Here is a 20,901-nt window from a genome sequence, read left to right as displayed (position 1 = left end):
TTTGAGATATTGAAATATACCGATGGTGTTGTTGCACACTTTTGTAGGCAAACGAAAATAGGGATAAATTTTCTAAGGTCGTTTTTTGACTGAGGAAATTATCAATTGCATAAACGAATCGCGGAGCTTCGGTATAAATGCTAAAATCACCAACACAATCCACTTTTTCTACATATAAGCAATTTCATTTAGGTTACGGGTGTTTCTCTTCCTTTTGTCATTGATCATCTCACAAAGAAGCTTTTAGAATGGAGCTGTGATATTCATATTAATTGAATTGGCTTATGTGCATTTTAATTTGAAATGCCTTTTCTTTTACAATTTTTCTAATTTACTCTACTTTTTGCCTTAAATTTAGACTTGAACGTGACTTAAACCGTTAAAGGTCGAGGTTTACCGCACAATGAAACATAGCAAAATTTTGTTTTTAAATTTAAATAATTACAATTTAAAAAAGAAAAATGATGTGTGCTTTTTTCTGTTTTTTCCAGCCTTTTTACTGTCTTTTAGTTCTTTCAGTTCTTTTGCTAATTCTCCTGCTCTTCAAGAACTTGCCGATGAGCCTATTGAAAAACCTATCCGCGTTAAGCTTCATGGCGGAGGAGAATATTGTTATGCTCCGGCATTTGTGGATGGTGAAAGTTATGTTTATATCGATAACTGCTCTTCTTCCAATGTTCAATCCGCTCGGTATGATGTCTTTCAAAGAGTGGCTTGGAAGATTAAAAATGTCTGGCTGTGCATGACGGCTCCTAATTCAGTCACAGGTGTTGGTCGAAAAGCAACGGCGGATTGGGATTATATCAAGCTTAGGCCCTGTGTCATCAATGATGCCAATCAGCGTTGGGTTATTACAGGCAGAGTTTTGTATACAGCTGATAAGCAATTTCGCGTTAAAGATCACAAATGGTATGCCTATATCTCGAAAAATAAAGGAGATTACTATGATCATACTTTAAGCTCAACGATGGACAAATGGATAAGTGTTATCGCAACTCCTGGCAATATGAGTCTCAAAACTTCCCTAGGCTGGAAGTTTACGGGTACTTCCGGCTTCTATATGTATTATATTTCGTATGATGGATCTAAACCTGAAATCTCTGACCTTTATTATAATCCTGAAAATGGCCATATTGCCAGGTATTTCCCTTCTGCTGGTCTTCTTTCTTGCATGGCTTCTCAACAATCTTTTTCGGAGAATTGGAATTGGGTAAAATGGTTATATTGCAATGATAATATTCCCAGTAAAAAGGATAGTGGCTACTGGAACGTCTCTCTTTTGGCCGGACGTGAGGGGCCGCTTTTGGACCGAAAGGGTAATTTTTTAAGGGTTACTCAGTACGGCTCTAATTGGGGGATGCCTTATACGGCAAAGCCTAGTTATCTTAAACAAGACACGGAAAACTCCCCAAAATCTGAATTTGTTTTGTCTTATGATATTGAACGGTGGAATCGCTATGCTATGGCAAATGTGGAAGATTCTCTTCCATACTGTCCGGCTCCCGGAAAAAAACAGGATGTTTCCAGATCTAAACAAAGAGTGAAGCGGTCTTTGCCCCCTAATTTCGTACTTAATGAGGAATGGCGAAGACGGCTTTATGATATAGCAACTACTACAACTGGTTCTCAAATCACCGCGGGGATATGTGGTACCTGCCTTTTACAAACTTTTCAGATGATTGCGGAACTTCAAGAAAATTACCCAATGGTGCCTCGTACAAGAGGTTATTTCTTTGACACAGCTCCAAATACTAATCCGCTGATTTCGTTAGGACAAAGATACCCTTTGCTTTATCAGGCTCTGGAACTCGCTGATGTTCTTTATGGCGTTCCTTTAGCTCCGACAGAAAATAGCTTCACGAATGATATGAGGTCAGCAGCTGCAGCGACGCAAACCGCTTTACCGAACTACGACTGGGAATTATCGGAAACGGCCATCGGCCAGGAGGCTATCCGGGATTCCGTTTCAAGGCTTTTCCGTGCACCTTCTGGAACGATATGGATCGGTTTGTCTATCTATACTCTTCCAGATGGTACCATAATCAGACACGCATTTCCAATTTTACGCTCTTTTGTACTTACAATAATTCCAACAAATGTTCCAATTAATGCAGCGAGTTTTACAGATTTTTCTAATGCACTTGTAGAAATTGGTGGTCTAGATACTATTTTGTCGCGGTTTGCCCCACGAGCACATGCGACCTTGCATGCTTTTGCGACATTGCGGTTAACCGGAGTCGAAAGACGACCTCTGAATGTTGCAATCTCTCAAAATAATTGCACAGGAGAAGGAAAAAATAGAAGAGGAAACAGGCAATTACCAAGAAGTTCTTTGATCAATAAATGCGCAAGCGGAAGATGTTCTATTCTTTAAAAAAGAACAAAGGCCTAAGGCAAAGCCGGTAATGCAAAATGCAGCCTATTATTATTTTCACCAAAACATTTTGCGGTACAGTCGCACGTGGTTAGTTTTTAATATAAGCACATAATGAGTCAAAATAAAAAAAATTCTCCGGCACTTTAGCCGCTGTGCACTTAAGATAGTTTTGAAGAGACCAATCAAATCAGTATACATTTTTATCATATCATCTAATGAACTGATTATCCTTCTCAAAAAATTGTTCCCTGTGTAATTGATAATTTTTTAAATGATGTTTACGCTCAGTGTCTTTACACTGTGAAATTACTCAATTGCGAGCTCTCAGGGATAACTGATTAAAAGGACCTTCCCCCATATACGATCACTTACAAAGCTCAGCCCTATACGCGTTATCTTTGTGGCTGGGGTCTTTTGTCGCTACAACTCCACCGTTGCCGCTATTATCGTCCTTACCTATGTATCCTTGAACACCATAAGAGGAATCTTCACGAAATCCCTTTACAAAAAATTCGTCCCCCTCTTTTACCGTATTCTTCTCCGTCAAAAGCGCCTGCTACCAAATCCTTCTTTTCTACCGACATTATTGCCTCTAGCAACTAATAGAGCAGAAAAATACGTGAATCCACTAATTGAATCTACAGATTATATTACCACAGGCCCTACGATTGGTATTAAAAGGCCTATGTTGTAAAATAAAGTAAGCATCAAAAAATATAAAAAAATCAAACAGCAGCGACTCGCACATCCGCGATTCGGCCTCGAAGGCACAGCTTTTTTATTAGACTCACCATTTTTATATAAATGCCATTCAAGAAGCATTTTTTCTTTCTTCGATATTATTTTCCAAAGAGATGCGGGCTCTCAAGAGCGAGGTCTTCTCGAGCCTTTTGTAATTGTTTAATAACTTCATCAATTTTCGATGGAGAACCTGAAGACGCTGAATCATTTAATGCGAGCTGCCTTTCCCCACTTTCATAGAAGCATTGCATCTGAGATTGAAGTATCCTTATCTCTTGAAATAAAAGGCGGCCAGATTCTTTAAAATCGCTATTGAGTGCAGAAAGCCGATCAGAAATTGACATTAAAATTTGTTTTAAAAAGCGCTCATTTTCTTGACGTTTACGATATTCTAAAATAAGAGCATAACTTATTTCGTCTAGCTGCTTTTTGGTGGTGTCAAGCTGACGCATTAAGCTTGATGATCCGCGGACGTTCTCTTTCTTCACTTTCAAAAGCATAGCGTGAATGTCTAGCAACTTCGCTGCAGAATGAGACAAATAATCAACTAAGGTAAGCGTCTTAGTGGGGCATTTTTGTGTAACCATCATGAATTCACCTAACGACTGGCTTTATACATTTATCCCACTATTTGCTTTCCGTTCTATAAAATTATTCTAAAGAAAGTACTAAAAAATATCGCCTCCAAGCTATTTATACCCCATTTACTGCTTTAATGTTCGTATTTAAGGGCGTGTCAGCGGTGATAAAATACGCGCAGGTGTATAAAGAATAAGGTGCGTCGTTCCTTCTAAAACACTGCTACTGTCAGCAAGAATCGCTTGACTAGGTGACAATTCCGTACCCTGCATAATCGTTAAAGCTAAAGACCCTTCTCGAGAAAGAGCCATCAATGTCGGCGAAGATGCAAATACACTATGCGCCCCACCATCAATATTAGAGAAATCGAAAACGGCTATCCCATTTTGGCGCCATAGTGCAACATCTGAACCATCTCCTACACGAGGATGCCCGCCCGTGAGGCGTCCCGAAATAGCAAGAGCCTTATCTTTACGAGATACTAAAATAGCCGTCGGCTGAGGTACTTTTTTTATATCCTTCAGTTGGCGCTCAAATACATCGAGATCGATATCTGGCGCGGCCATTAAAAGACTGATCATACGGCGGATTGGCTCATACTTTCCTTGTAATGCTAAAGTTCTAAACGCTTCCATCATAACAAAATTGCCCATGGAATGTGCAATGACCGAGACCTTCTCAACATCCGTTTCACTAATAATCTGCAAGAGTTCCATTAGGCCATCGCGCGCAAAGTTAGCACTATCACGATCATAAACATAAAGAGGAACCGATCCAGCAGAAGGCCATGAATAATGTACAGTCACTACATCTAATGAATAATCATGAACTAACTGAGCCGTGCGGAATACACCATCTGCAAAATTGTTATTATAACCGTGAATAAAAAGGAAAATTTCCTTTTTCCCTTTTGGGCGTTTTGCTAGAGCAGCATTTAATTGCTGTTTAAACTGCTCTCTATCTTTATATTGTTGCAGAGCCACTGCAGCAAAGTACTTATCGTAAGTGGGTTTATATGCATTTGTTTCAACAGCACCTTTCACGTGTTTTTGAGGAATTCCTACATCAACACGATTATAGTGCAGTTTATTTGACCGTTCTGCTCCATAAGGCTGCGAATAACTATTTTGCGCCATACGGCTTGTTGCAACGTACACGGGGACAACAGCACGCGGAAAGACCGATTTATTTTCAACCTCCCGTTGTACTTCAATCATGGATGGAGTCGCGTGTACCCCGTGCCAAAGCACAGCACGCGAACTACTGCATGCTGTTAGAAAAATAACGCAAATAAACGGTACCAAATATTTTGAACAAATTATATTTTTCACTATAATGTCGCCCACTCTTATTTTAAAATAAGCCAACGTCTTGAACCCACAGTGCGAGAAACAAATTTAATGCCCCACGACAAAGCTCTCATCAGGAATGTAGTACAACATACAAAAAAATAAATAAAACTCAACCATAACGCGCGCTGTAATACCTTTAATCAGCACTCGAATATCAGTAACCGATGCTATAAATGGTGCGGTCGAGAAGACTCGAACTTCCACGGGTTGCCCCACAGCGACCTCAACGCTGCGCGTCTACCAATTCCGCCACGACCGCACACGCGATAAAAGTTGCCCCCCTCCCGGCATTTAACAAATCATAAAGCCGGGCACAAGCCTATTTTCGCGCTCTGATGATTTATTTTACTCAAATTACCACTTACTATGATACAAATTGTAGAGTACGTGCTCTACTGTGTCCCATGAGTCATAGTTATAAAATTAGCCCGTGCAACCCGATCTGTTTCATAATAACCATGAAAACTCATTGTGATCGCTTTAGCTCCCTGCTTTTGTACACCCCTCATGGCCATGCACATATGCTCAGCCTCGATTAATACAGCAACACCGCGTGGTTTTAGATGTTTTTCTAAAGCATTAGCTACCTGAGCGGTCATAGCCTCCTGCGTTTGTAAACGACGGGAAAAAATATCTACGACGCGCGCGATTTTCGACAAACCAACAACTTTTTCGCCGGGAAGATAAGCGACATGGGCTTTTCCGATAATCGGGAGCATATGGTGTTCACAATGTGAATAAAAAGGGATACCTTTCGCTACCACCGGTTCATTATACCCCGAAATTTCTTCAAAGACCGTTCCTAAAATTTCCTCCGCTGATTCATTATACCCGGTAAAAAGCTCGCTGTATGCTTTAGCAACACGGCTTGGGGTATCTAAAAGCCCTTCTCGGTTTGGGTCTTCTCCCACCCATAAGAGTAATGTGCGAATCGCTACTTTTACTTCTTCAAAACTAGGACGCTCTTTCTTAGACAAAAACAGATTTGCAGCTTTTCCTTGCACGGCACTACCCCTTCAAAAACTCCAGCTTACTATGTACAAAGCGTTTGATATATACCAATTCCGTCCTGTATAATCTTTATATAAGTGAATTAAAAGCTCGAATAACAAAAACTCTTGAAATTTCAAGCAATAGCTCATGATTGACAACATCTACAGTAATAAAATACTTGAATATGCTGCTCACATAAGCAGAATCGGACGCCTCGATAATCCGGATGCAACTTCAAAAAAGTATGCACCTATCTGTGGCTCAACAGTTATTGTAGATTTAAAAGTAAAAAACTGCATCATCGTAGATTTTGCTCACGAAGTGCGGGCATGCGCTCTTGGACAAGCTTCATCTTCTCTTTTAGCAAGTCATATTATTGGAAAAAAAACGCAAAGTCTTAAAATATTACATGAGACTATCCAAAGTATGCTGACAAAAAATGGCCCTCCACCCTCCGCTCCGTTCGAGGCATTTGCTTGCTTACAGCCTATTAAAGACTATAAAGTGCGTCACGCCTCAACGATGCTTACCTTTGATGCAGTTATAGATTGCATCGAGCAAATTGAAGGAAAAGTAAATGTTTAAGCTACAACCAAAACAGGAAAAAATACAATCCCGAAATTATGCAGGTCCCTGGCGGAAAACACCCGGACGGCTAGTGGGCGCTGCCTTAGTACGTTTCTATCAAATAACATTTTCCAGTCTTATAGGAAACCAGTGCCGTCACATGCCAAGCTGCTCAGAATATACTTATGAAGCAATAGCGCGTTACGGGCTATGGGCTGGTATATGGATGGGCCTTTTTCGCGTTATACGCTGCGGTCCCTTCGGGACGCACGGTATTGATTTAGTACCGACCTCTCTTGACAACTCTTATTATTTTTACAAACCTTGGCGCTACTGGAAAATTTCTGCTAAAAATAACAAATAATTCTTTCCTTTTTTAATGCATATTGTATAGAAAAATTGATCCGTTAACTTCGTCTAATTATCACTGATTTGCATAAAACCATCCGCAATCGTTAGCGGAATTGGATTAAAGGGGTGCACTGTGTCTTACTCTATTTCTCTTTCTTTTCCCGATGGTTCGAAACGTGACTACCACGCTGAAATAACCGGTTTAGAGCTAGCTGAATCTATTTCTAAATCACTTGCAAAAAAGGCAGTCGCTTATAGTCTTGACGGAGTTATTCGGGATCTTTCCGACCCATTAGGGCAATCCGGTCAGGTGGAAATCATCGTCCGTGATGATCCACGTGCTCTCGAATTAATACGCCATGATTGCGCACACGTTTTAGCTGAAGCAGTGCAAGAACTATTTGCCGGTACACAAGTCACAATTGGCCCAGTTATCGAAAATGGTTTTTATTACGATTTTGCGCGTGAACAACCCTTTACTTTAGATGACCTCACCGCTATCGAAAAGAAAATGCGTGAAATTATCCAACGTAATAAACCTTTTAGAAAAGAAATTTGGCCTCGTGAAAAAGCTAAGAAAATTTTTCTTGAAAAAGGTGAACTTTATAAAGTTGAACTTATCAATAGCGTTCCTGAAGACCAAGATGTGAAAATCTATTATCAAGGTAATTGGTTTGATCTATGCCGCGGTCCACACATGCGATCCACTGGCCAAATCGGTAATGCGTTTAAATTGATGAAAGTTGCAGGAGCTTATTGGCGTGGCGATTCAAATAACCCTATGTTGACCAGAATTTATGGTACAGCGTTCGCCAACGAAAATGACCTAAAATCCTATATTCAAATGTTAGAAGAGGCCGAAAAACGCGATCACCGCCGTCTAGGACGCGAAATGGATTTATTCCACTTTCAAGAAGAAGGCCCAGGGATGATTTTTTGGCACCCAAAAGGCTGGAAAATGTTCCAAACTTTAGTTGATTATATGCGCCGGCGAATGGATAAGCACGAATACGCTGAAGTCAACGCACCACAAGTTCTTGATAAATCACTTTGGGAAACGTCCGGCCACTGGGAATGGTATCAGGAAAATATGTTTAAAGCAACTCCGGCAGCTGATGGTGCGGATGATGAGCGTATCTACGCCCTTAAGCCGATGAACTGCCCTGGCCATGTACAAATTTTTAAACATGGTTTGAAATCTTATCGTGATTTACCTGTTAGACTTGCTGAATTTGGCTTTATCCATCGTTATGAACCTTCAGGTTCTTTACACGGTCTTATGCGTGCACGTGGCTTTACACAAGACGATGCGCATATTTTTTGTACAGAAGAACAATTAGCCGACGAATGCCTTGCTATTAACGATCTGATCTTGTCGACTTATGCCGATTTTGGCTTTGAGGACATCAGCCTCAAACTCTCAACACGCCCTGAAAAACGCGTTGGCTCGGACAAATTATGGGATCACGCAGAAAATATCATGGCATCCGTTCTCAAAACGATTGAAAAAAAATCAGAAGGACGAATCAAAACAAGTATCCTTCCCGGCGAAGGTGCATTTTACGGGCCAAAATTCGAATATACCCTGAAAGATGCTATCGGTCGCGAGTGGCAATGTGGAACGACACAGGTGGACTTCAATTTGCCTGAACGTTTTGGTGCATTCTACATCGACAAGGATTCCGAAAAACGCCAGCCCGTTATGATTCATCGGGCTATTTTTGGATCAATGGAACGTTTTCTAGGTATATTGATTGAAAATTTCTCTGGACATATGCCGCTTTGGCTTTCTCCTCAACAGATTGTTACAGCGACAATTACATCTGAAGCGGATGAATATGCAAAAGAAATAACAGCAAAACTCCAAACCCTAGGCCTGTCAGCAATATCGGACCTTCGCAATGAAAAAATTAATTATAAAATACGCGAACATTCTCTACAAAAAGTTCCTGTCATCCTGATATGCGGTAAACGAGAAGCCGAAACAAACAGCGTAAATATGCGCCGATTAGGAAAGGAGGGGCACATTTCTTTATCTATAGAAGAACTCATAAAAAAACTCTCTGATGAAGCGCTGCCACCAGATTTACGCCGCCTAATAAACGCCTAAAACAAATATAAAACACGATGGCTGTGAGGTTCTCTGCTATATCACCGTGCTCTGTCGAGTATACGTTTGCATTCAATTAATTCAAATAACGTTTGCTGAAGCAATGCTTTATCTGTTTTGTTTTGATGATCATCGACAAAATCTACGGCTTCACCCTCCTCACCTTTAATGAATCCTAAAAGTCCGAACGCTGCCTTCTTAGATTTAGGCTGAGCAGGCTCAGATATTTGTTCTGTGTGTTTTTTTTCTGTTATAATACTCTCAGCAGCGGGATCACCGCTGCCGAGCGCCGTGACAAAAGCAGTACCGTTTTCTTTTAAAAGGCGCTGCACGCCCTTTATAGTATATCCTTGCCCGTAAAGCAGCTGCTTAATACCGCTAAGAAAATCGACATCAACAGGACGATAATAGCGCCTCCCGCCACCGCGTTTTAGCGGCCTAATCTGAGTAAAACGTGTTTCCCAGAACCTTAATACATGCTGCGGGAGCTCCAGTAACTCGGCTACCTCGCTAATCGTGCGAAAAGCATCCGGGCTCTTGTCCATTTTGCAATACCTTACCTAAAATTACACAATGACTCTGTAATCACTACTCAAATTTAACTTTTTTACCAATATTGCCTAACAATAAGACCCCCCCCCACTACACTCAGGTAGCCCCCTTGCCCAGAGTGAAGCAAAAAACTCTAACTAATACAAGCCTCTTTAGCGAAAACACAGCATTTTAACACTACTTATTTGTGAGAGTTATTTTCTGTTTCACACGGTGCGTATCTAAAATTCTTTTCTTAAGCACATTCGCTGCCCTAAATGTTACCACACGCCGCGGCGGAATAGGTGCCTCGACGCCTGTTTTCGGATTACGTCCAACTCGCTCGCTTTTATTGCGAACTTGAAAAGTTGCAAAAGAGGATAATTTTACCATCTCACCTTTCACAAGTGAATTGCAAATTTCGTCTAAAACCAATTCAACCAAGGCTGCTGATTCAGTGTGTGACAAGCCGACTTTCCTACAAACCGCGCCAGCTAAATCTGCACGTGTTATTGTTTTACTTGCCATCGTAACTACCTATTAAACATTAAAAATTACAGAGTGATTTATACGGTTTATTCAAATATGGTCAAGCTGCTATAATTCACCAACGAACAAGAACCGCTCCCCACGTAAACCCACCGCCCATAGCTTCTAGCATAATGAGATCTCCTTTCTTTATTCTTCCATCTTGAACAGCAGTTGTCAAAGCTAATGGCACCGATGCCGCCGACGTATTACCATGTTGATCGATGGTAATCACAACCTTGTCTATTGTGATTCCCAGTTTTTTAGCTGATGCTTCAATGATACGTTTATTAGCCTGATGGGGTACAAACCAATCTAAGTGAGAAGGATTTACGCCAACTGCTGCAAAACAATCATCAACCACATCAGTTATCATACCGACCGCATGTTTAAAAACTTCCCGCCCCTCCATGCGCAAATAACCTACTGTTTGCGTTGTCGAAGGACCACCGTCAACATACAATTTATCAACATGCGCGCCATCAGAGCGTAACTTAGCAGATAATATACCTCGGTCGTGGGTAAAATCGCCATCAGCTTCTTGCGCTTCCAAAACAGCTGCACCTGCACCATCACCAAATAAGACACACGTCGTGCGATCCCTCCAGTCTAAAATTCGAGAGAACGTTTCAGACCCAATTATCAAAATTCTTTTAGCCGCTCCGCAGCGTAAATAAGCATCCCCTGTTGTTAACGCAAAAATAAAACCAGAGCAAACAGCCTGAATATCAAAAGCAAAACCATGTTCCATTCCCAACGCGTACTGAATTTCAACAGCAGAAGCAGGAAAAGTACGGTTGGGCGTCGAAGTTGCTAAAATGATACAATCAATGTCTTTTATTGTCATGCCAGCACTTATCAGTGCAGCCCGTGCTGCCTCTATTCCTAGAGAAACCGTTGTTTCATTTTCTCCAGCAATATAACGTTGGCGAATTCCTGTACGCTGAACAATCCACGAATCAGATGTTTCAATAAATTTCGTAATCTCATCATTCGATAAGCTTTTCTTTGGCAAGGCACTTCCTACACCACACATAACTGATCGGATCATTCAGCCATAATCCTCTCCTGATTTTTTTTGCATGTACTACAAATATTAATCATATCACTTCCGCATCAATCACAGACTCATTTTTGTCGTCAAAAAACGCCGCTTTACCCGCGTGAAAAAGCCGCAAATCTGTGGATATTTTTTCCAAGAGTCTATTATTAACCATTTCATAACCAACACGAATAGCAGAAGCAAAGCCATTAGCGTTGGCGCTACCGTGGCTTTTTATAACGACTCCGTTTAAACCCAAAAGAACGCCGCCATTAGCTTTATCAAGGTCCATTTTGGATTTAATTTTGCGGAAAGCATTGCGAGACAAAAAATAGCCAAAATACGAAAAAATGGAACTACGCATAGCAGTGTTCAAGATTTCAGCCATTTGGCGCGCAGTCCCTTCCGCAGTTTTTAAAGCGATATTCCCTGAAAATCCTTCAGTCACAACGACATCAACAGTCCCTTTTCCAATATCACTACCTTCAACAAATCCCTTATACTCCAACCCTTCTAATTGCACTTCACGCAACATCGTTCCAGCTTTTTTGATTTCATCGAGCCCCTTGATCTCTTCAACACCTACGTTTAGAAGCCCAACGGTTGGTTTTTTAACGTTATATAAAGCGCGAAACATGCCAGCACCCATAACGGCCAAATCAACTAGCTGGCCGGCAGATGCACCAATTGTCGCACCAATATCCAAAACAATACTCTCACTGCGAAGCGTCGGCCAAATACCGGCAATTCCGGGACGTTCGGCCTCTGCCATCATTCTTAAACAAAAATAAGACATCGCCATGAGTGCACCAGTATTGCCAGCGGAGATACAAGTATCAGCCTCTCCATTTTTTACAGCCTCAATCGCATGCCACATTGACGATTTCCCACGCCCATTGCGAAGCGCTTGACTTGGCTTCTCATCCATGCGCGTGTAACTTTCTGTGGAATAAAAGCGTGACGCGGCGGCCAAATAAGGATAATTTTTTAAAACTGGCCTAACAGCTTCATCTGTCCCATAAAATAAAAAACTGATATTTGGCAAGTATTTTTGCGCAACTGCCGCTCCCGCAATAGTAACCTCTGGGCCATAATCACCACCCATCGCATCCACAGAAATTTTAATCACGCCTATATATCCTGTATCTTTAAATTTATATTGAAATTTCTTGCCACCGAACCCAGCGCAAAACTCATCGCTAAAGATATTTGTGCAAAAATACCGTTTTTACACTAACATACAACAGCTAAGTTTTACGTATTAATAATTATTTCCATTGTTTTAAAATAGAAAATGGTGATAAATCCTCTTCAGCCTTTCCTATACCTTCAATTGTGCTCATATTTACACCTTCTTTGCGCGGATAATGATCAATTGACAATTCAAAAAATTCTTCCATGACCGCGCCAATATCGATTTCACCACCGTAAAAAGTTTCTGGTGTATCTGGTCCGTCCGAATCTAAAAACAACTCACCTGTATCTTCTGGTATTTGTGGCTTGGCCAAATTTGAATCTTCGGGAACGAATACAACATCAATATTTTCACGGAGGATATTTTCCAACGCTTCCAATGTAACAACGCATGATTGTACAATATGGGCCCGTAATAAACCTTTTATGCGTACTCCGCGTTTTTTCCATGGCAAAATATGGAACTCTCCTTCGAAAAATTTTACTTCAACCAAATTGTGATTCTTAGCCAACTGTGCGCACTCTCGCTTATCCGCGCGAACACGCACCTTTACACCTTTAACGGGTAATGAACGTACCGATATAGGATAGGCTATAGCAAACGTCATTTGAGCAACATTTTGAACATTCATCACCAACTCCAAAATTATGCATTACTGGTTTAGTATACCGCACTTTTATTTAACAAAATTACATTTTGTGAACTTTTTTTTAAAAAAAACTCTTTATGATATAATTTGTTTTATAATAAGAGGGCTTAGTGTAAGCTATGGCGGATTATGCTAAATTAGGCTAAAAGTGAAAAAATTAAATCTGTTTTCTTGTCGTATGTAATAAGAGTAAAATGGAGATATCATTGTTTCAGATACCCCGTAGAGTCACCTTAATTAAATATAAATCATCGATTTCTCTCTTAATGGTTGCTATGGCAATTTTTCCTGGTTGTAGTTCAGTTAGCTCTCTTAATTTAAGCCAGACGTATAATGAAGGCTATATCCTCGATCAAAACGCTCTTGATTCTGTCTCTGTCGGATCAAGTCAGGAACAGGTGCTTATAGCTTTAGGATCTCCCTCGCTTAAAATAAAATATGATGATGAAGTTTTCTATTATATCTCGCAAACCTGGTATCGCGGGGCGCGATTCTTGAAGGCAAAAATTGTTGATCGTAAAATTTTGGCTGTTTATTTTGACAAAGATAAGCAAGTTGTAAAAGTAGCTAATTATGGTTTACGAGACGGTCAAATATTCGATTTCATCACGCAAACTACGCCAACTCCTGGTAAAGATCAGTCTTTCTTGACCCAAATGATCAAAAGCGTCGTCACTACCACAAACCTACCGACCACTAATCGTTGAGTTTTAACAACGCTGATAAAAGCTCAGGGCTGACAGGTTTTTTTGTCGTTTTCATAGGCGTTTTTTTTTGCCATACTGTCGAGGAGTGCATTTACAAGCTTCGGCTCATCACCCTCAAAGAATGCCTTCGCTACGTCAACATACTCATTCACAACAACGGCGGTAGGCACATCTTTGCGATTCATTAATTCCCACAAACCCGCGCGCAAAATAGCTCGTAATATTGAATCAAGTCGCGAAAGTGACCATTCTTCAGAGAGTTGCTGATGGAGCATTGGGTCGAGCTTTTTTTGATCCTGTACAACACCGGCTATGATAGCTTGGAACCACTGCAAATCAGCGTCAAGATACTGGTCACCGTCAATATTTTTTCCTAAACGATAAGTCTCATACTCAGCTACTACTTCCGTAACACTGGTGCCTACTATATCCATTTGATAAAGCGCTTGTACTGCAGCAAGCCTCGCCGCTCCGCGTTTATTGGCTAAACGTAGAGAATGTCCTTCTTTTACATCAGCCATATTAAGCGACTACCTCCATTTTTTTTTCAGAGCAATCATACATAAAGCAGCTTCAGCAGCAAAACCGCCCTTATTTTTTTTATCCTGTTTTGCACGTATCCACGCTTGTTGTTCGTTTTCAACAGTTAAAATACCATTCCCAATAGCTAACTGTTCATGGATAGTTAAATCCATTAATGCCCGACAAGAATTATTAGCGACGATTTCAAAATGATATGTTTCCCCTCGAATAACACAACCAAGCGCTACATAACCATCGTATGGTACATTGCCTTTTTTTTCAGCAAAAGCTATCGCGCCAGGGATTTCTAGCGCTCCTGGAACCGTCTCGATATCGTAACTCGCTTCGGCTTTTTGTAAAACATCAACTGCACCTGCAAGAAGTTCGTCGGAAAGCTGACTATAAAAACGCGCTTCGACAATTAGCAAATGTAATTTTTTTGGTGCCTTCGTTGTCATAAGGGCGCTCTCAATAAAAATAAACACAAAAACTTCGGGTAACATTCCAAAAAAATATAGCAGATTTTTCAGTTCATTCACCCTTTATTTTACAGCTAAAGAGTCTGGCAACGTAACGAGAAAGCTGGTCAATTTCTAGATTTACCTGATCTCCAACTCCAGCTTGCCCCCATGTTGTCATTTTAAGTGTATGGCGAATAATCAGAACATCAAAGATATTACCTTCAACACCATTAACGGTCAAAGACGTACCATTAAGCGCGATAGAACCTTTTTCTGCAATAAAGGGTGCAAAATGTGGAGGAACTTGTAAATAAAAACGAACAGCATCGCCCTCATTTTTTTTATCAAGAATCTCGGCTAAACCATCGATATGTCCGGAAACTAAATGGCCTCCCATTTCATCACCGAGCCGCAAAGAGCGTTCTAAATTGACAAAAGTCCCTCTGGTCCACTGTGAAAGATTAGTCAAACGCAATGTTTCTTCCCATGCTTCCACGGCAAACCAATTATCGTCTGTCTGTTTCAGCGTACGTTCAATGATTGTCAAACAAATACCCGAACATGCGATTGATGCGCCAATTTCTAAATTTTCTACGTTATAGCGAGTAGAAATATCTAAACGCACCCCTTTCTCTAAGGGCGTGATATCTTTAACACAACCAATATCTGTCACAATCCCTGTGAACATAGCGTCTTACGCCTCCATTTATAAAAACGGTCATTTCCTAACATTTTTGTTTCAATTTTATCAAACCCTGAAATATAAATTTCGAGATCGGGAGCTTCTACACGGTCTTCGCCCAAAATAACCGATGTATAAAAACACAGTAAATAATCTACACAACCCGCATTTAAGAATCTCTCCGCTGTTTCAGCTCCCCCCTCTAGTAAAACACTGTTGACTCCATGTAGACGAAGCAACTTTAAAATAGAAAGGGGCTGCATGAAATTATTATCAGCTTTCACTGGATATACAGAAACGCCGCATTGTTTCAGTGCTATTTTTTTGCTTTCTTTTGAAAAATCCATACCACAAATAATCCATGTTGGAATTCTTGTCGCTGTTTGGATAACCTTTGCATCAATCGGAATACGTAAATCTGTATCCAAAATTACGCGTATAGGTGAGCGCATTTCAAGTCCTGGTAAACGGCAACTTAAATCTGGATTATCAGCTAATATAGTGCCGATACCGACCATAATGGCGTCATTTTGAGCACGCAAAGTATGGGTATATGTACGAGAAATTTCTCCACTAATTTTTATCCTACCTTGTCTTTTTTTTCCCAAACCATTATCTGCAGAGATCGCCATCTTTAACGTAACTTCACATCGATTTAGTTTCTTTACACATAAGTAAGAGCTTAACGTTTCAAAAGCTTCTTCAGCTAAAACCCCCTCAACAACTTCGATACCAGCTGCACGCAAGCGAGCAATACCACGGCCACAAACTCGCTTATCTAAATCAGTAAGAGCGACGGCAACTCGTGAAATGCCTGAATCAATGAGAGCATTTACACATGGTGGCGTTCTTCCATAATGTGCGCAAGGTTCTAAAGTAACATAAGCGGTAGCGCCGCGGGATAATGGGCCGGCCATACGTAAAGCCTGCACTTCAGCATGGGGCCTCCCCCCGGGGGCCGTTACGCCGTAGCCCACGATAGACTCGCCTGTATTATCGCTTCGCACAATTAACGCGCCGACGGAAGGATTTTCACCGGTGAGGCCGACGTGGCGCTCCGCTAAACGGATAGCTGCTGCCATAAATCGGTCATCTTGTATTTTTTTTTCATTCATCAAAACAAAATTCTGCATCCGCTGCGCTTTTTGACAATTCATCTATAACATCATGAAAGTCACTTGCATTGCGAAAATCCCGATACACTGACGCAAAACGGATATAAGCAATATCATCTATGCCTTTTAATGCTTCCATTACAAGATGCCCAATTTTTTTTGAGGCAATCTCAGGTTCTCCTAAATTCTCAAGCTGACGTACAATGCCGGAAATTGCCCGCTCAATACGGTCAGGATCGATATTACGTTTACGTACTGCTACATCAACTGATCGCATTAATTTATCGCGATCAAATGATTCGCGACGGCCGCTCTTTTTTAAGACCAAAAGTTCGCGCAACTGAATACGCTCAAATGTTGTAAAACGGCCGCCACAAATAGAACACACACGTCGACGGCGAATGACCGCCCCCTCTTCCGCAGGACGCGAATCCTTAACCTGCGTATCCTCACATTGACAATAAGGGCAGCGCATCCTTTTTGTACCTCAACAAGTGCTAATAAGAATAAATAGGGAAATTATCTGTCATATTTTTCACCTTTTGCTTGACGGCTATTTCAACAGAAGCATTTTCCTCATCGCTCTTTGCTATCCTCAAACCGTCAAGAATTTCCGAAATAAAATCCGCAATCTGAATGAATTCACTTTCCGTAAAACCGCGTGTCGTCGTAGCAGGCGTACCTAAACGAATACCAGAAGTTATAAACGGTTTTTCGGAATCAAAAGGAACACTATTTTTATTGCAAACGATATTAGCGCGTCCCAAAGCTGATGCTGCATACTTCCCTTTCAAATTTTTGGAACGTAAATCAATTAATAATAAATGATTATCCGTACCACCAGAAACAATATCGAATCTATTATCTTGCAACTTCTTTGCCAAAGTTTTAGCATTAGCAACTACATTGGCGGCGTAATCTTTAAAAGAAGGTTGTAATGCTTCGCCTAAAGCGACCGCTTTAGCAGCGATGACATGCATTAAAGGACCACCTTGAAGACCGGGGAAAACCGCTGAGTTAATTTTTCCAGCTAAAGCTTCATCATTCGTCAATATCATGCCTCCACGGGGGCCACGTAACGATTTATGCGTTGTAGTAGTAACAATATGAGCGTAAGGTACGGGGGAAGGGTGGACGCCACCAGCCACTAAACCTGAAATATGAGACATATCGACCATTAAGTAAGCCCCAATTTCATCTGCAATCTCGAGAAACCGCTTCCAATCCCATAAACGAGAATAAGAAGTCCCACCTGCTATAATAAGCTTCGGTCTATATTCCTTTGCAAGACGCTCAACACCTTCCATATCGATAAGCTGATCTTCTTCGCGCACACCGTAGGCGACAGCATTGAACCACTTTCCTGACATATTGACAGATGAACCGTGGGTAAGGTGACCTCCAGAATTTAAATCCAACCCCATAAATATGTCGCCAGGCTGGAGCAAAGCTAAAAATACAGCCTGATTCATCTGACTGCCAGAATTGGGCTGAACATTTGCAAAAGCAGCACCGAAAAGCTTTTTTGCTCGTTCAATTGCCAATTCTTCAATCAAATCAACAAAATGGCAACCACCATAATATCGATCCCCTGGATAACCTTCTGCGTATTTATTAGTAAGAATCGACCCTTGTGCTTCAAGAACTGCCCTCGAAACAATATTTTCTGATGCAATCAGCTCGATTTCGCAACGTTGACGTTCAAGCTCACCGTTGATAGCGTCGCGCACCGCAGGATCAACAGATTGCAGGCTATTATTAAAAAAGGAATTCCGTAAATCACGCATCGTTTCGGTCATAAAATGTATCCTAACATTAAAAAAGAATACTAAACGATAACACAACACACCCCACAGACAAACTACTTTAGAACCATTTTAATTCAAAAAGCACAAATACGGAGAATATTTATCTCATTTCCCTACTTAAACAACAAAATTTTAACCATATCATATATAAAAATGGCGTGAGGTAATTTCCTAAAATTCCCCTAACTTATCATTGCGGCTATATGCTCTGCGTGAGTGAGGCAAATTATGATTCCGAAATACTCAATGACCGGAGCTAAATGCAATGTTATAAGTCTGATACGACAGTAAAAATCAACTCAGGGACAATATAATGGCGGCAAAAATATTTATCGACGGTGAACACGGCACAACCGGGCTGCAAATACGAAAGCGCCTAATAAAGCGTCCCGATTTAGAATTACTCTCTATTCCTCACGCAAATAGACACGAAATCACTTTTCGGCAAGATTATTTCAACCAATCTGATATTGCCATTTTATGTCTCCCAGATGATGTTGCGCGCAAAACCGTCAAATTGCTTAAAAATAATAAAAAAATCAGAATCATTGACAGCTCGACAGCGCACCGTATTACACCAGGCTGGATTTATGGCTTTCCCGAAATGACGGCAGGACAGAAAGAACGCATCCAAACGGCGCGCTATGTTACTAACCCTGGGTGTTATCCTACTGGTGCAATCAGCTTACTTCGGCCGTTACGTGAAGCAGGTTTACTTACACCTTATTATCCAATATCAATTAATGCTATATCCGGATACACAGGCGGCGGCAGACAATTGATTGCCCGAATGGAAAAACAATGCGAGCAAGATTCTCGTCAGGAAAATTACTTTATTTATGGGCTTAATCTTAAGCATAAACATGTGCCAGAAATTAAAACCTATGGACAAATTAATCACACGCCCGTTTTTGTGCCGAGTGTCGGCCACTTTCCCCAAGGAATGATAGTGAATCTTCCACTTCATCGTAATCTTTTCGCAAAATCAGCCAATTGCTCTGATTTACGCGAAATTTTCAACGCCCACTATGAGGGCCAAAACGTCATATCAATCGCATCACAAGAAGAAACAAATACACTCACTAAATTAGATCCAGAATGCTTAGTACACAAAGATGGTATGAAAATTTTCATTTTTGGAAACGAAAGCGAGGGCGTCTTCAATTTGTGCGCTGTATTAGATAATTTAGGGAAAGGCGCGGCCGCAGCCGCTATTCAAAATCTCGACCTAATGCTCTCAAATCACTGATATAATCCCTGATTGCAAATCTCCTATTCGACGATACGGTACGCCCCTTTTGTTGCGCGCCAATGCACAACCGAAAAACACAATATTACTAGCGCGACGCTCTGATGAATAAGCCCCCAACCTATTGGCACTTCATTTAACAACGTAACAATACCTAAAAGTGCCTGAAAAACTATAATAACGCACAAAAAAAGTGCGCGACGAGCGTGAATCGAATTGGGAATGTTTTTTTGTACGTACAAAGCATGAATAATCGCCGCAATAAATAAAAGATAAGCAAAACAACGGTGAATAAATTGGACTGTTAAAGGATTTTCGAAAAAATTGAGCCAAACCGGATTATAACTCAATAACCCATCAGGAATGATCTGACCATCCATAAAAGGCCATGTATTGTAAGCCTTACCTGCGTGAAGACCTGCAACTAAAGCACCAAAATAAATCTCAGTCAAAATAAGAAAAACAAGCCAACCTGCGAAATATTGAACCGCCCTCTTCGCCGGTTTTTCTGAATATTCTGCGAGACCTCGTGATAAATAAGTGACAAAAATAATAACGAAGCATGCCGCCAACAGATGAATAGCTAAACGATATTGGCTAACGCTTGTCAAATCACTTTGACCAAGACCTGAAGCCACCATCCACCAACCGATGACGCCTTGAACGGCGATAAGAATTGGCACAGCGACAAGTTTAAGAAAAAATTTTTTTTCAATAGATTTAGTAGCCCAAAACCAGATAAAACCCAATAAAGCCACGAGACCAACGAGACGACCAAGGACGCGGTGCCCCCACTCCCACCAAAAAATCGCTTTAAATGCGCTTAATGTCATATCGCGGTTAAGGAGCTTATATTGCGCTATTTGCTGATATTTTAGAAATTCTTCTTGCCATTGATCTACACCTATTGGTGGAATCACACCGTGGATTGGTTTCCATTCGGTTATTGATAATCCTGATCCCGTCAAACGAGTAGCCCCTCCCACCAAAACTATTGCCAAACACAGCAATAAAATAATATAAAGCCACGCTCTAATTTGTCTCCGATTTTGTCTTCGTAGCGGTGTTAAAATAACATCATTACTCAGTCTGTTTTTTATCATTTTGAATTACCCCCGAAATCCGGTCTCCAACCGCGGACATCTCTTCACTCTTAAAATAAAGTCTCAATCATTTGAATGAGTGCGTCAATGCCGCATAAAAATAACTATTTTTGTTATAATAGATGATTAATACCCCCGATCACGCAACCTTAATATAAAATTATCTAGTTGATAGGCCTCAAAAATTTAAATAGAATCCACGTCATCTGACGGTGTCCGTATTAAAACGATACTACAAC

Annotated in this window: 22 protein-coding genes and 1 tRNA gene; 6 read left to right on the top strand and 17 right to left on the bottom strand. The window is 40.8% G+C overall.

The window, feature by feature from the left end; all coding sequences use genetic code 11:
* The first annotated feature begins 403 nt into the window (after positions 1-403).
* Positions 404-2,374: a DUF1561 family protein gene (locus tag BANH1_RS03210; RefSeq protein WP_015397989.1), complete on the top strand. Its 1,971-nt coding sequence runs from the start codon at positions 404-406 to the stop codon at positions 2,372-2,374.
* A gap of 367 nt (positions 2,375-2,741) precedes the next feature.
* Here BANH1_RS03210 and BANH1_RS03205 read toward each other — a convergent pair whose 3' ends face one another.
* From BANH1_RS03205 to folE, 5 genes are all read right to left on the bottom strand, one after another.
* Positions 2,742-2,924: a hypothetical protein gene (locus BANH1_RS03205; RefSeq protein WP_041582970.1), complete on the bottom strand. Its 183-nt coding sequence runs from the start codon at positions 2,922-2,924 to the stop codon at positions 2,742-2,744.
* A gap of 292 nt (positions 2,925-3,216) precedes the next feature.
* On the bottom strand, positions 3,217-3,705 hold the full coding sequence (locus BANH1_RS03200; protein ID WP_041583212.1) for a hypothetical protein: 489 nt from the start codon (positions 3,703-3,705) through the stop codon (positions 3,217-3,219).
* A 138-nt stretch (positions 3,706-3,843) separates the two neighbouring features.
* Entirely contained in the window at positions 3,844-5,028 is a 1,185-nt protein-coding gene (locus BANH1_RS03195; protein ID WP_015397987.1) for an alpha/beta hydrolase, read from the bottom strand.
* Positions 5,029-5,223: 195 nt separating this feature from the next.
* Positions 5,224-5,308, bottom strand: a tRNA-Leu gene (locus tag BANH1_RS03190).
* A gap of 133 nt (positions 5,309-5,441) precedes the next feature.
* Positions 5,442-6,053 carry a GTP cyclohydrolase I FolE gene (folE, locus tag BANH1_RS03185; RefSeq protein ID WP_015397986.1) on the bottom strand — a complete coding sequence of 204 codons (612 nt, stop codon included), beginning with the start codon at positions 6,051-6,053 and terminating at the stop codon, positions 5,442-5,444.
* Positions 6,054-6,189: 136 nt separating this feature from the next.
* Between folE and BANH1_RS03180 the strand changes: the two genes are divergently transcribed.
* From BANH1_RS03180 to thrS, 3 genes are all read left to right on the top strand, one after another.
* The gene (locus tag BANH1_RS03180; protein ID WP_015397985.1) at positions 6,190-6,627 is read left to right on the top strand and encodes an iron-sulfur cluster assembly scaffold protein; all 438 of its coding nucleotides are present in this window, start codon (positions 6,190-6,192) and stop codon (positions 6,625-6,627) included.
* Entirely contained in the window at positions 6,620-6,973 is a 354-nt protein-coding gene (gene yidD / locus BANH1_RS03175) for a membrane protein insertion efficiency factor YidD (RefSeq protein ID WP_015397984.1), read from the top strand. Before BANH1_RS03180 ends, yidD begins: the two co-directional genes overlap by 8 nt.
* Positions 6,974-7,093: 120 nt before the next feature.
* A complete protein-coding gene (gene thrS, locus BANH1_RS03170) occupies positions 7,094-9,070 on the top strand; it encodes a threonine--tRNA ligase (protein ID WP_015397983.1) in 1,977 nt (658 codons plus the stop codon).
* A gap of 41 nt (positions 9,071-9,111) precedes the next feature.
* On the opposite strand, the gene BANH1_RS03165 is transcribed toward thrS, so the two are convergent.
* The 5 genes from BANH1_RS03165 to BANH1_RS03145 form a co-directional block, all read right to left on the bottom strand.
* Positions 9,112-9,615, bottom strand: coding sequence for a MerR family transcriptional regulator (locus BANH1_RS03165; RefSeq protein WP_015397982.1), 504 nt, complete (start codon positions 9,613-9,615; stop codon positions 9,112-9,114).
* Between the two features lie 184 nt (positions 9,616-9,799).
* Positions 9,800-10,129: an integration host factor subunit alpha gene (locus BANH1_RS03160; protein ID WP_015397981.1), complete on the bottom strand. Its 330-nt coding sequence runs from the start codon at positions 10,127-10,129 to the stop codon at positions 9,800-9,802.
* Between the two features lie 76 nt (positions 10,130-10,205).
* Positions 10,206-11,180, bottom strand: a complete 975-nt coding sequence (locus BANH1_RS03155) for a beta-ketoacyl-ACP synthase III (RefSeq protein ID WP_015397980.1) — start codon at positions 11,178-11,180, stop codon at positions 10,206-10,208.
* A 49-nt stretch (positions 11,181-11,229) separates the two neighbouring features.
* Positions 11,230-12,300 carry a phosphate acyltransferase PlsX gene (plsX, locus tag BANH1_RS03150; protein ID WP_015397979.1) on the bottom strand — a complete coding sequence of 357 codons (1,071 nt, stop codon included), beginning with the start codon at positions 12,298-12,300 and terminating at the stop codon, positions 11,230-11,232.
* Between the two features lie 139 nt (positions 12,301-12,439).
* Positions 12,440-12,997: a YceD family protein gene (locus BANH1_RS03145; RefSeq protein ID WP_015397978.1), complete on the bottom strand. Its 558-nt coding sequence runs from the start codon at positions 12,995-12,997 to the stop codon at positions 12,440-12,442.
* A 212-nt stretch (positions 12,998-13,209) separates the two neighbouring features.
* Between BANH1_RS03145 and BANH1_RS03140 the strand changes: the two genes are divergently transcribed.
* Positions 13,210-13,722: an outer membrane protein assembly factor BamE gene (locus BANH1_RS03140; RefSeq protein WP_015397977.1), complete on the top strand. Its 513-nt coding sequence runs from the start codon at positions 13,210-13,212 to the stop codon at positions 13,720-13,722.
* Between the two features lie 23 nt (positions 13,723-13,745).
* Here the strand turns inward: BANH1_RS03140 and nusB are convergent, their stop codons facing one another.
* The 6 genes from nusB to glyA all read right to left on the bottom strand — a co-directional run bounded on the left by nusB (position 13,746) and on the right by glyA (position 18,301).
* On the bottom strand, positions 13,746-14,243 hold the full coding sequence (gene nusB / locus BANH1_RS03135; RefSeq protein WP_015397976.1) for a transcription antitermination factor NusB: 498 nt from the start codon (positions 14,241-14,243) through the stop codon (positions 13,746-13,748).
* Between the two features lie 9 nt (positions 14,244-14,252).
* The gene (locus BANH1_RS03130; protein ID WP_015397975.1) at positions 14,253-14,702 is read right to left on the bottom strand and encodes a 6,7-dimethyl-8-ribityllumazine synthase; all 450 of its coding nucleotides are present in this window, start codon (positions 14,700-14,702) and stop codon (positions 14,253-14,255) included.
* A gap of 73 nt (positions 14,703-14,775) precedes the next feature.
* Positions 14,776-15,393 (bottom strand): riboflavin synthase, encoded by a 618-nt coding sequence (locus tag BANH1_RS03125; RefSeq protein ID WP_015397974.1) that lies wholly within the window; start codon positions 15,391-15,393, stop codon positions 14,776-14,778.
* Positions 15,375-16,520, bottom strand: coding sequence for a bifunctional diaminohydroxyphosphoribosylaminopyrimidine deaminase/5-amino-6-(5-phosphoribosylamino)uracil reductase RibD (gene ribD, locus BANH1_RS03120; protein WP_420804622.1), 1,146 nt, complete (start codon positions 16,518-16,520; stop codon positions 15,375-15,377). The genes BANH1_RS03125 and ribD overlap by 19 nt, the downstream gene beginning before the upstream one ends.
* Entirely contained in the window at positions 16,495-16,977 is a 483-nt protein-coding gene (nrdR, locus tag BANH1_RS03115) for a transcriptional regulator NrdR (protein WP_015397972.1), read from the bottom strand. The genes ribD and nrdR overlap by 26 nt, the downstream gene beginning before the upstream one ends.
* A 22-nt stretch (positions 16,978-16,999) precedes the next feature.
* The gene (gene glyA / locus BANH1_RS03110; protein ID WP_015397971.1) at positions 17,000-18,301 is read right to left on the bottom strand and encodes a serine hydroxymethyltransferase; all 1,302 of its coding nucleotides are present in this window, start codon (positions 18,299-18,301) and stop codon (positions 17,000-17,002) included.
* Positions 18,302-18,623: 322 nt separating this feature from the next.
* Here glyA and argC point away from each other — a divergent pair, with 322 nt between their 5' ends.
* On the top strand, positions 18,624-19,559 hold the full coding sequence (gene argC / locus BANH1_RS03105) for an N-acetyl-gamma-glutamyl-phosphate reductase (RefSeq protein WP_015397970.1): 936 nt from the start codon (positions 18,624-18,626) through the stop codon (positions 19,557-19,559).
* A gap of 23 nt (positions 19,560-19,582) precedes the next feature.
* Here argC and BANH1_RS03100 read toward each other — a convergent pair whose 3' ends face one another.
* A complete protein-coding gene (locus BANH1_RS03100; RefSeq protein ID WP_015397969.1) occupies positions 19,583-20,662 on the bottom strand; it encodes a COX15/CtaA family protein in 1,080 nt (359 codons plus the stop codon).
* Between the last annotated feature and the right edge of the window lie 239 nt (positions 20,663-20,901).

The organism is Bartonella australis AUST/NH1, from assembly GCF_000341355.1.
Lineage (GTDB): Bacteria > Pseudomonadota > Alphaproteobacteria > Rhizobiales > Rhizobiaceae > Bartonella > Bartonella australis.
The sequence above is the reverse complement of the archived record's forward strand: the minus strand, read 5'-3'. Positions and strand labels throughout refer to the sequence as shown.

What these genes read in the sequence shown, in the direction of transcription:
- BANH1_RS03210 (WP_015397989.1), top strand. Translation starts at nt 404, where the DNA reads ATGAAACATAGCAAAATTTTGTTTTTAAATTTAAATAATTACAATTTA.
- BANH1_RS03200 (WP_041583212.1), bottom strand. Translation starts at nt 3,705, where the DNA reads ATGGTTACACAAAAATGCCCCACTAAGACGCTTACCTTAGTTGATTAT.
- BANH1_RS03180 (WP_015397985.1), top strand. Translation starts at nt 6,190, where the DNA reads ATGATTGACAACATCTACAGTAATAAAATACTTGAATATGCTGCTCAC.
- yidD (WP_015397984.1), top strand. Translation starts at nt 6,620, where the DNA reads ATGTTTAAGCTACAACCAAAACAGGAAAAAATACAATCCCGAAATTAT.
- BANH1_RS03165 (WP_015397982.1), bottom strand. Translation starts at nt 9,615, where the DNA reads ATGGACAAGAGCCCGGATGCTTTTCGCACGATTAGCGAGGTAGCCGAG.
- BANH1_RS03160 (WP_015397981.1), bottom strand. Translation starts at nt 10,129, where the DNA reads ATGGCAAGTAAAACAATAACACGTGCAGATTTAGCTGGCGCGGTTTGT.
- BANH1_RS03155 (WP_015397980.1), bottom strand. Translation starts at nt 11,180, where the DNA reads ATGATCCGATCAGTTATGTGTGGTGTAGGAAGTGCCTTGCCAAAGAAA.
- BANH1_RS03145 (WP_015397978.1), bottom strand. Translation starts at nt 12,997, where the DNA reads ATGAATGTTCAAAATGTTGCTCAAATGACGTTTGCTATAGCCTATCCT.
- BANH1_RS03140 (WP_015397977.1), top strand. Translation starts at nt 13,210, where the DNA reads ATGGAGATATCATTGTTTCAGATACCCCGTAGAGTCACCTTAATTAAA.
- nusB (WP_015397976.1), bottom strand. Translation starts at nt 14,243, where the DNA reads ATGGCTGATGTAAAAGAAGGACATTCTCTACGTTTAGCCAATAAACGC.
- BANH1_RS03130 (WP_015397975.1), bottom strand. Translation starts at nt 14,702, where the DNA reads ATGACAACGAAGGCACCAAAAAAATTACATTTGCTAATTGTCGAAGCG.
- BANH1_RS03125 (WP_015397974.1), bottom strand. Translation starts at nt 15,393, where the DNA reads ATGTTCACAGGGATTGTGACAGATATTGGTTGTGTTAAAGATATCACG.
- ribD (WP_420804622.1), bottom strand. Translation starts at nt 16,520, where the DNA reads ATGCAGAATTTTGTTTTGATGAATGAAAAAAAAATACAAGATGACCGA.
- nrdR (WP_015397972.1), bottom strand. Translation starts at nt 16,977, where the DNA reads ATGCGCTGCCCTTATTGTCAATGTGAGGATACGCAGGTTAAGGATTCG.
- glyA (WP_015397971.1), bottom strand. Translation starts at nt 18,301, where the DNA reads ATGACCGAAACGATGCGTGATTTACGGAATTCCTTTTTTAATAATAGC.
- argC (WP_015397970.1), top strand. Translation starts at nt 18,624, where the DNA reads ATGGCGGCAAAAATATTTATCGACGGTGAACACGGCACAACCGGGCTG.
- BANH1_RS03100 (WP_015397969.1), bottom strand. Translation starts at nt 20,662, where the DNA reads ATGATAAAAAACAGACTGAGTAATGATGTTATTTTAACACCGCTACGA.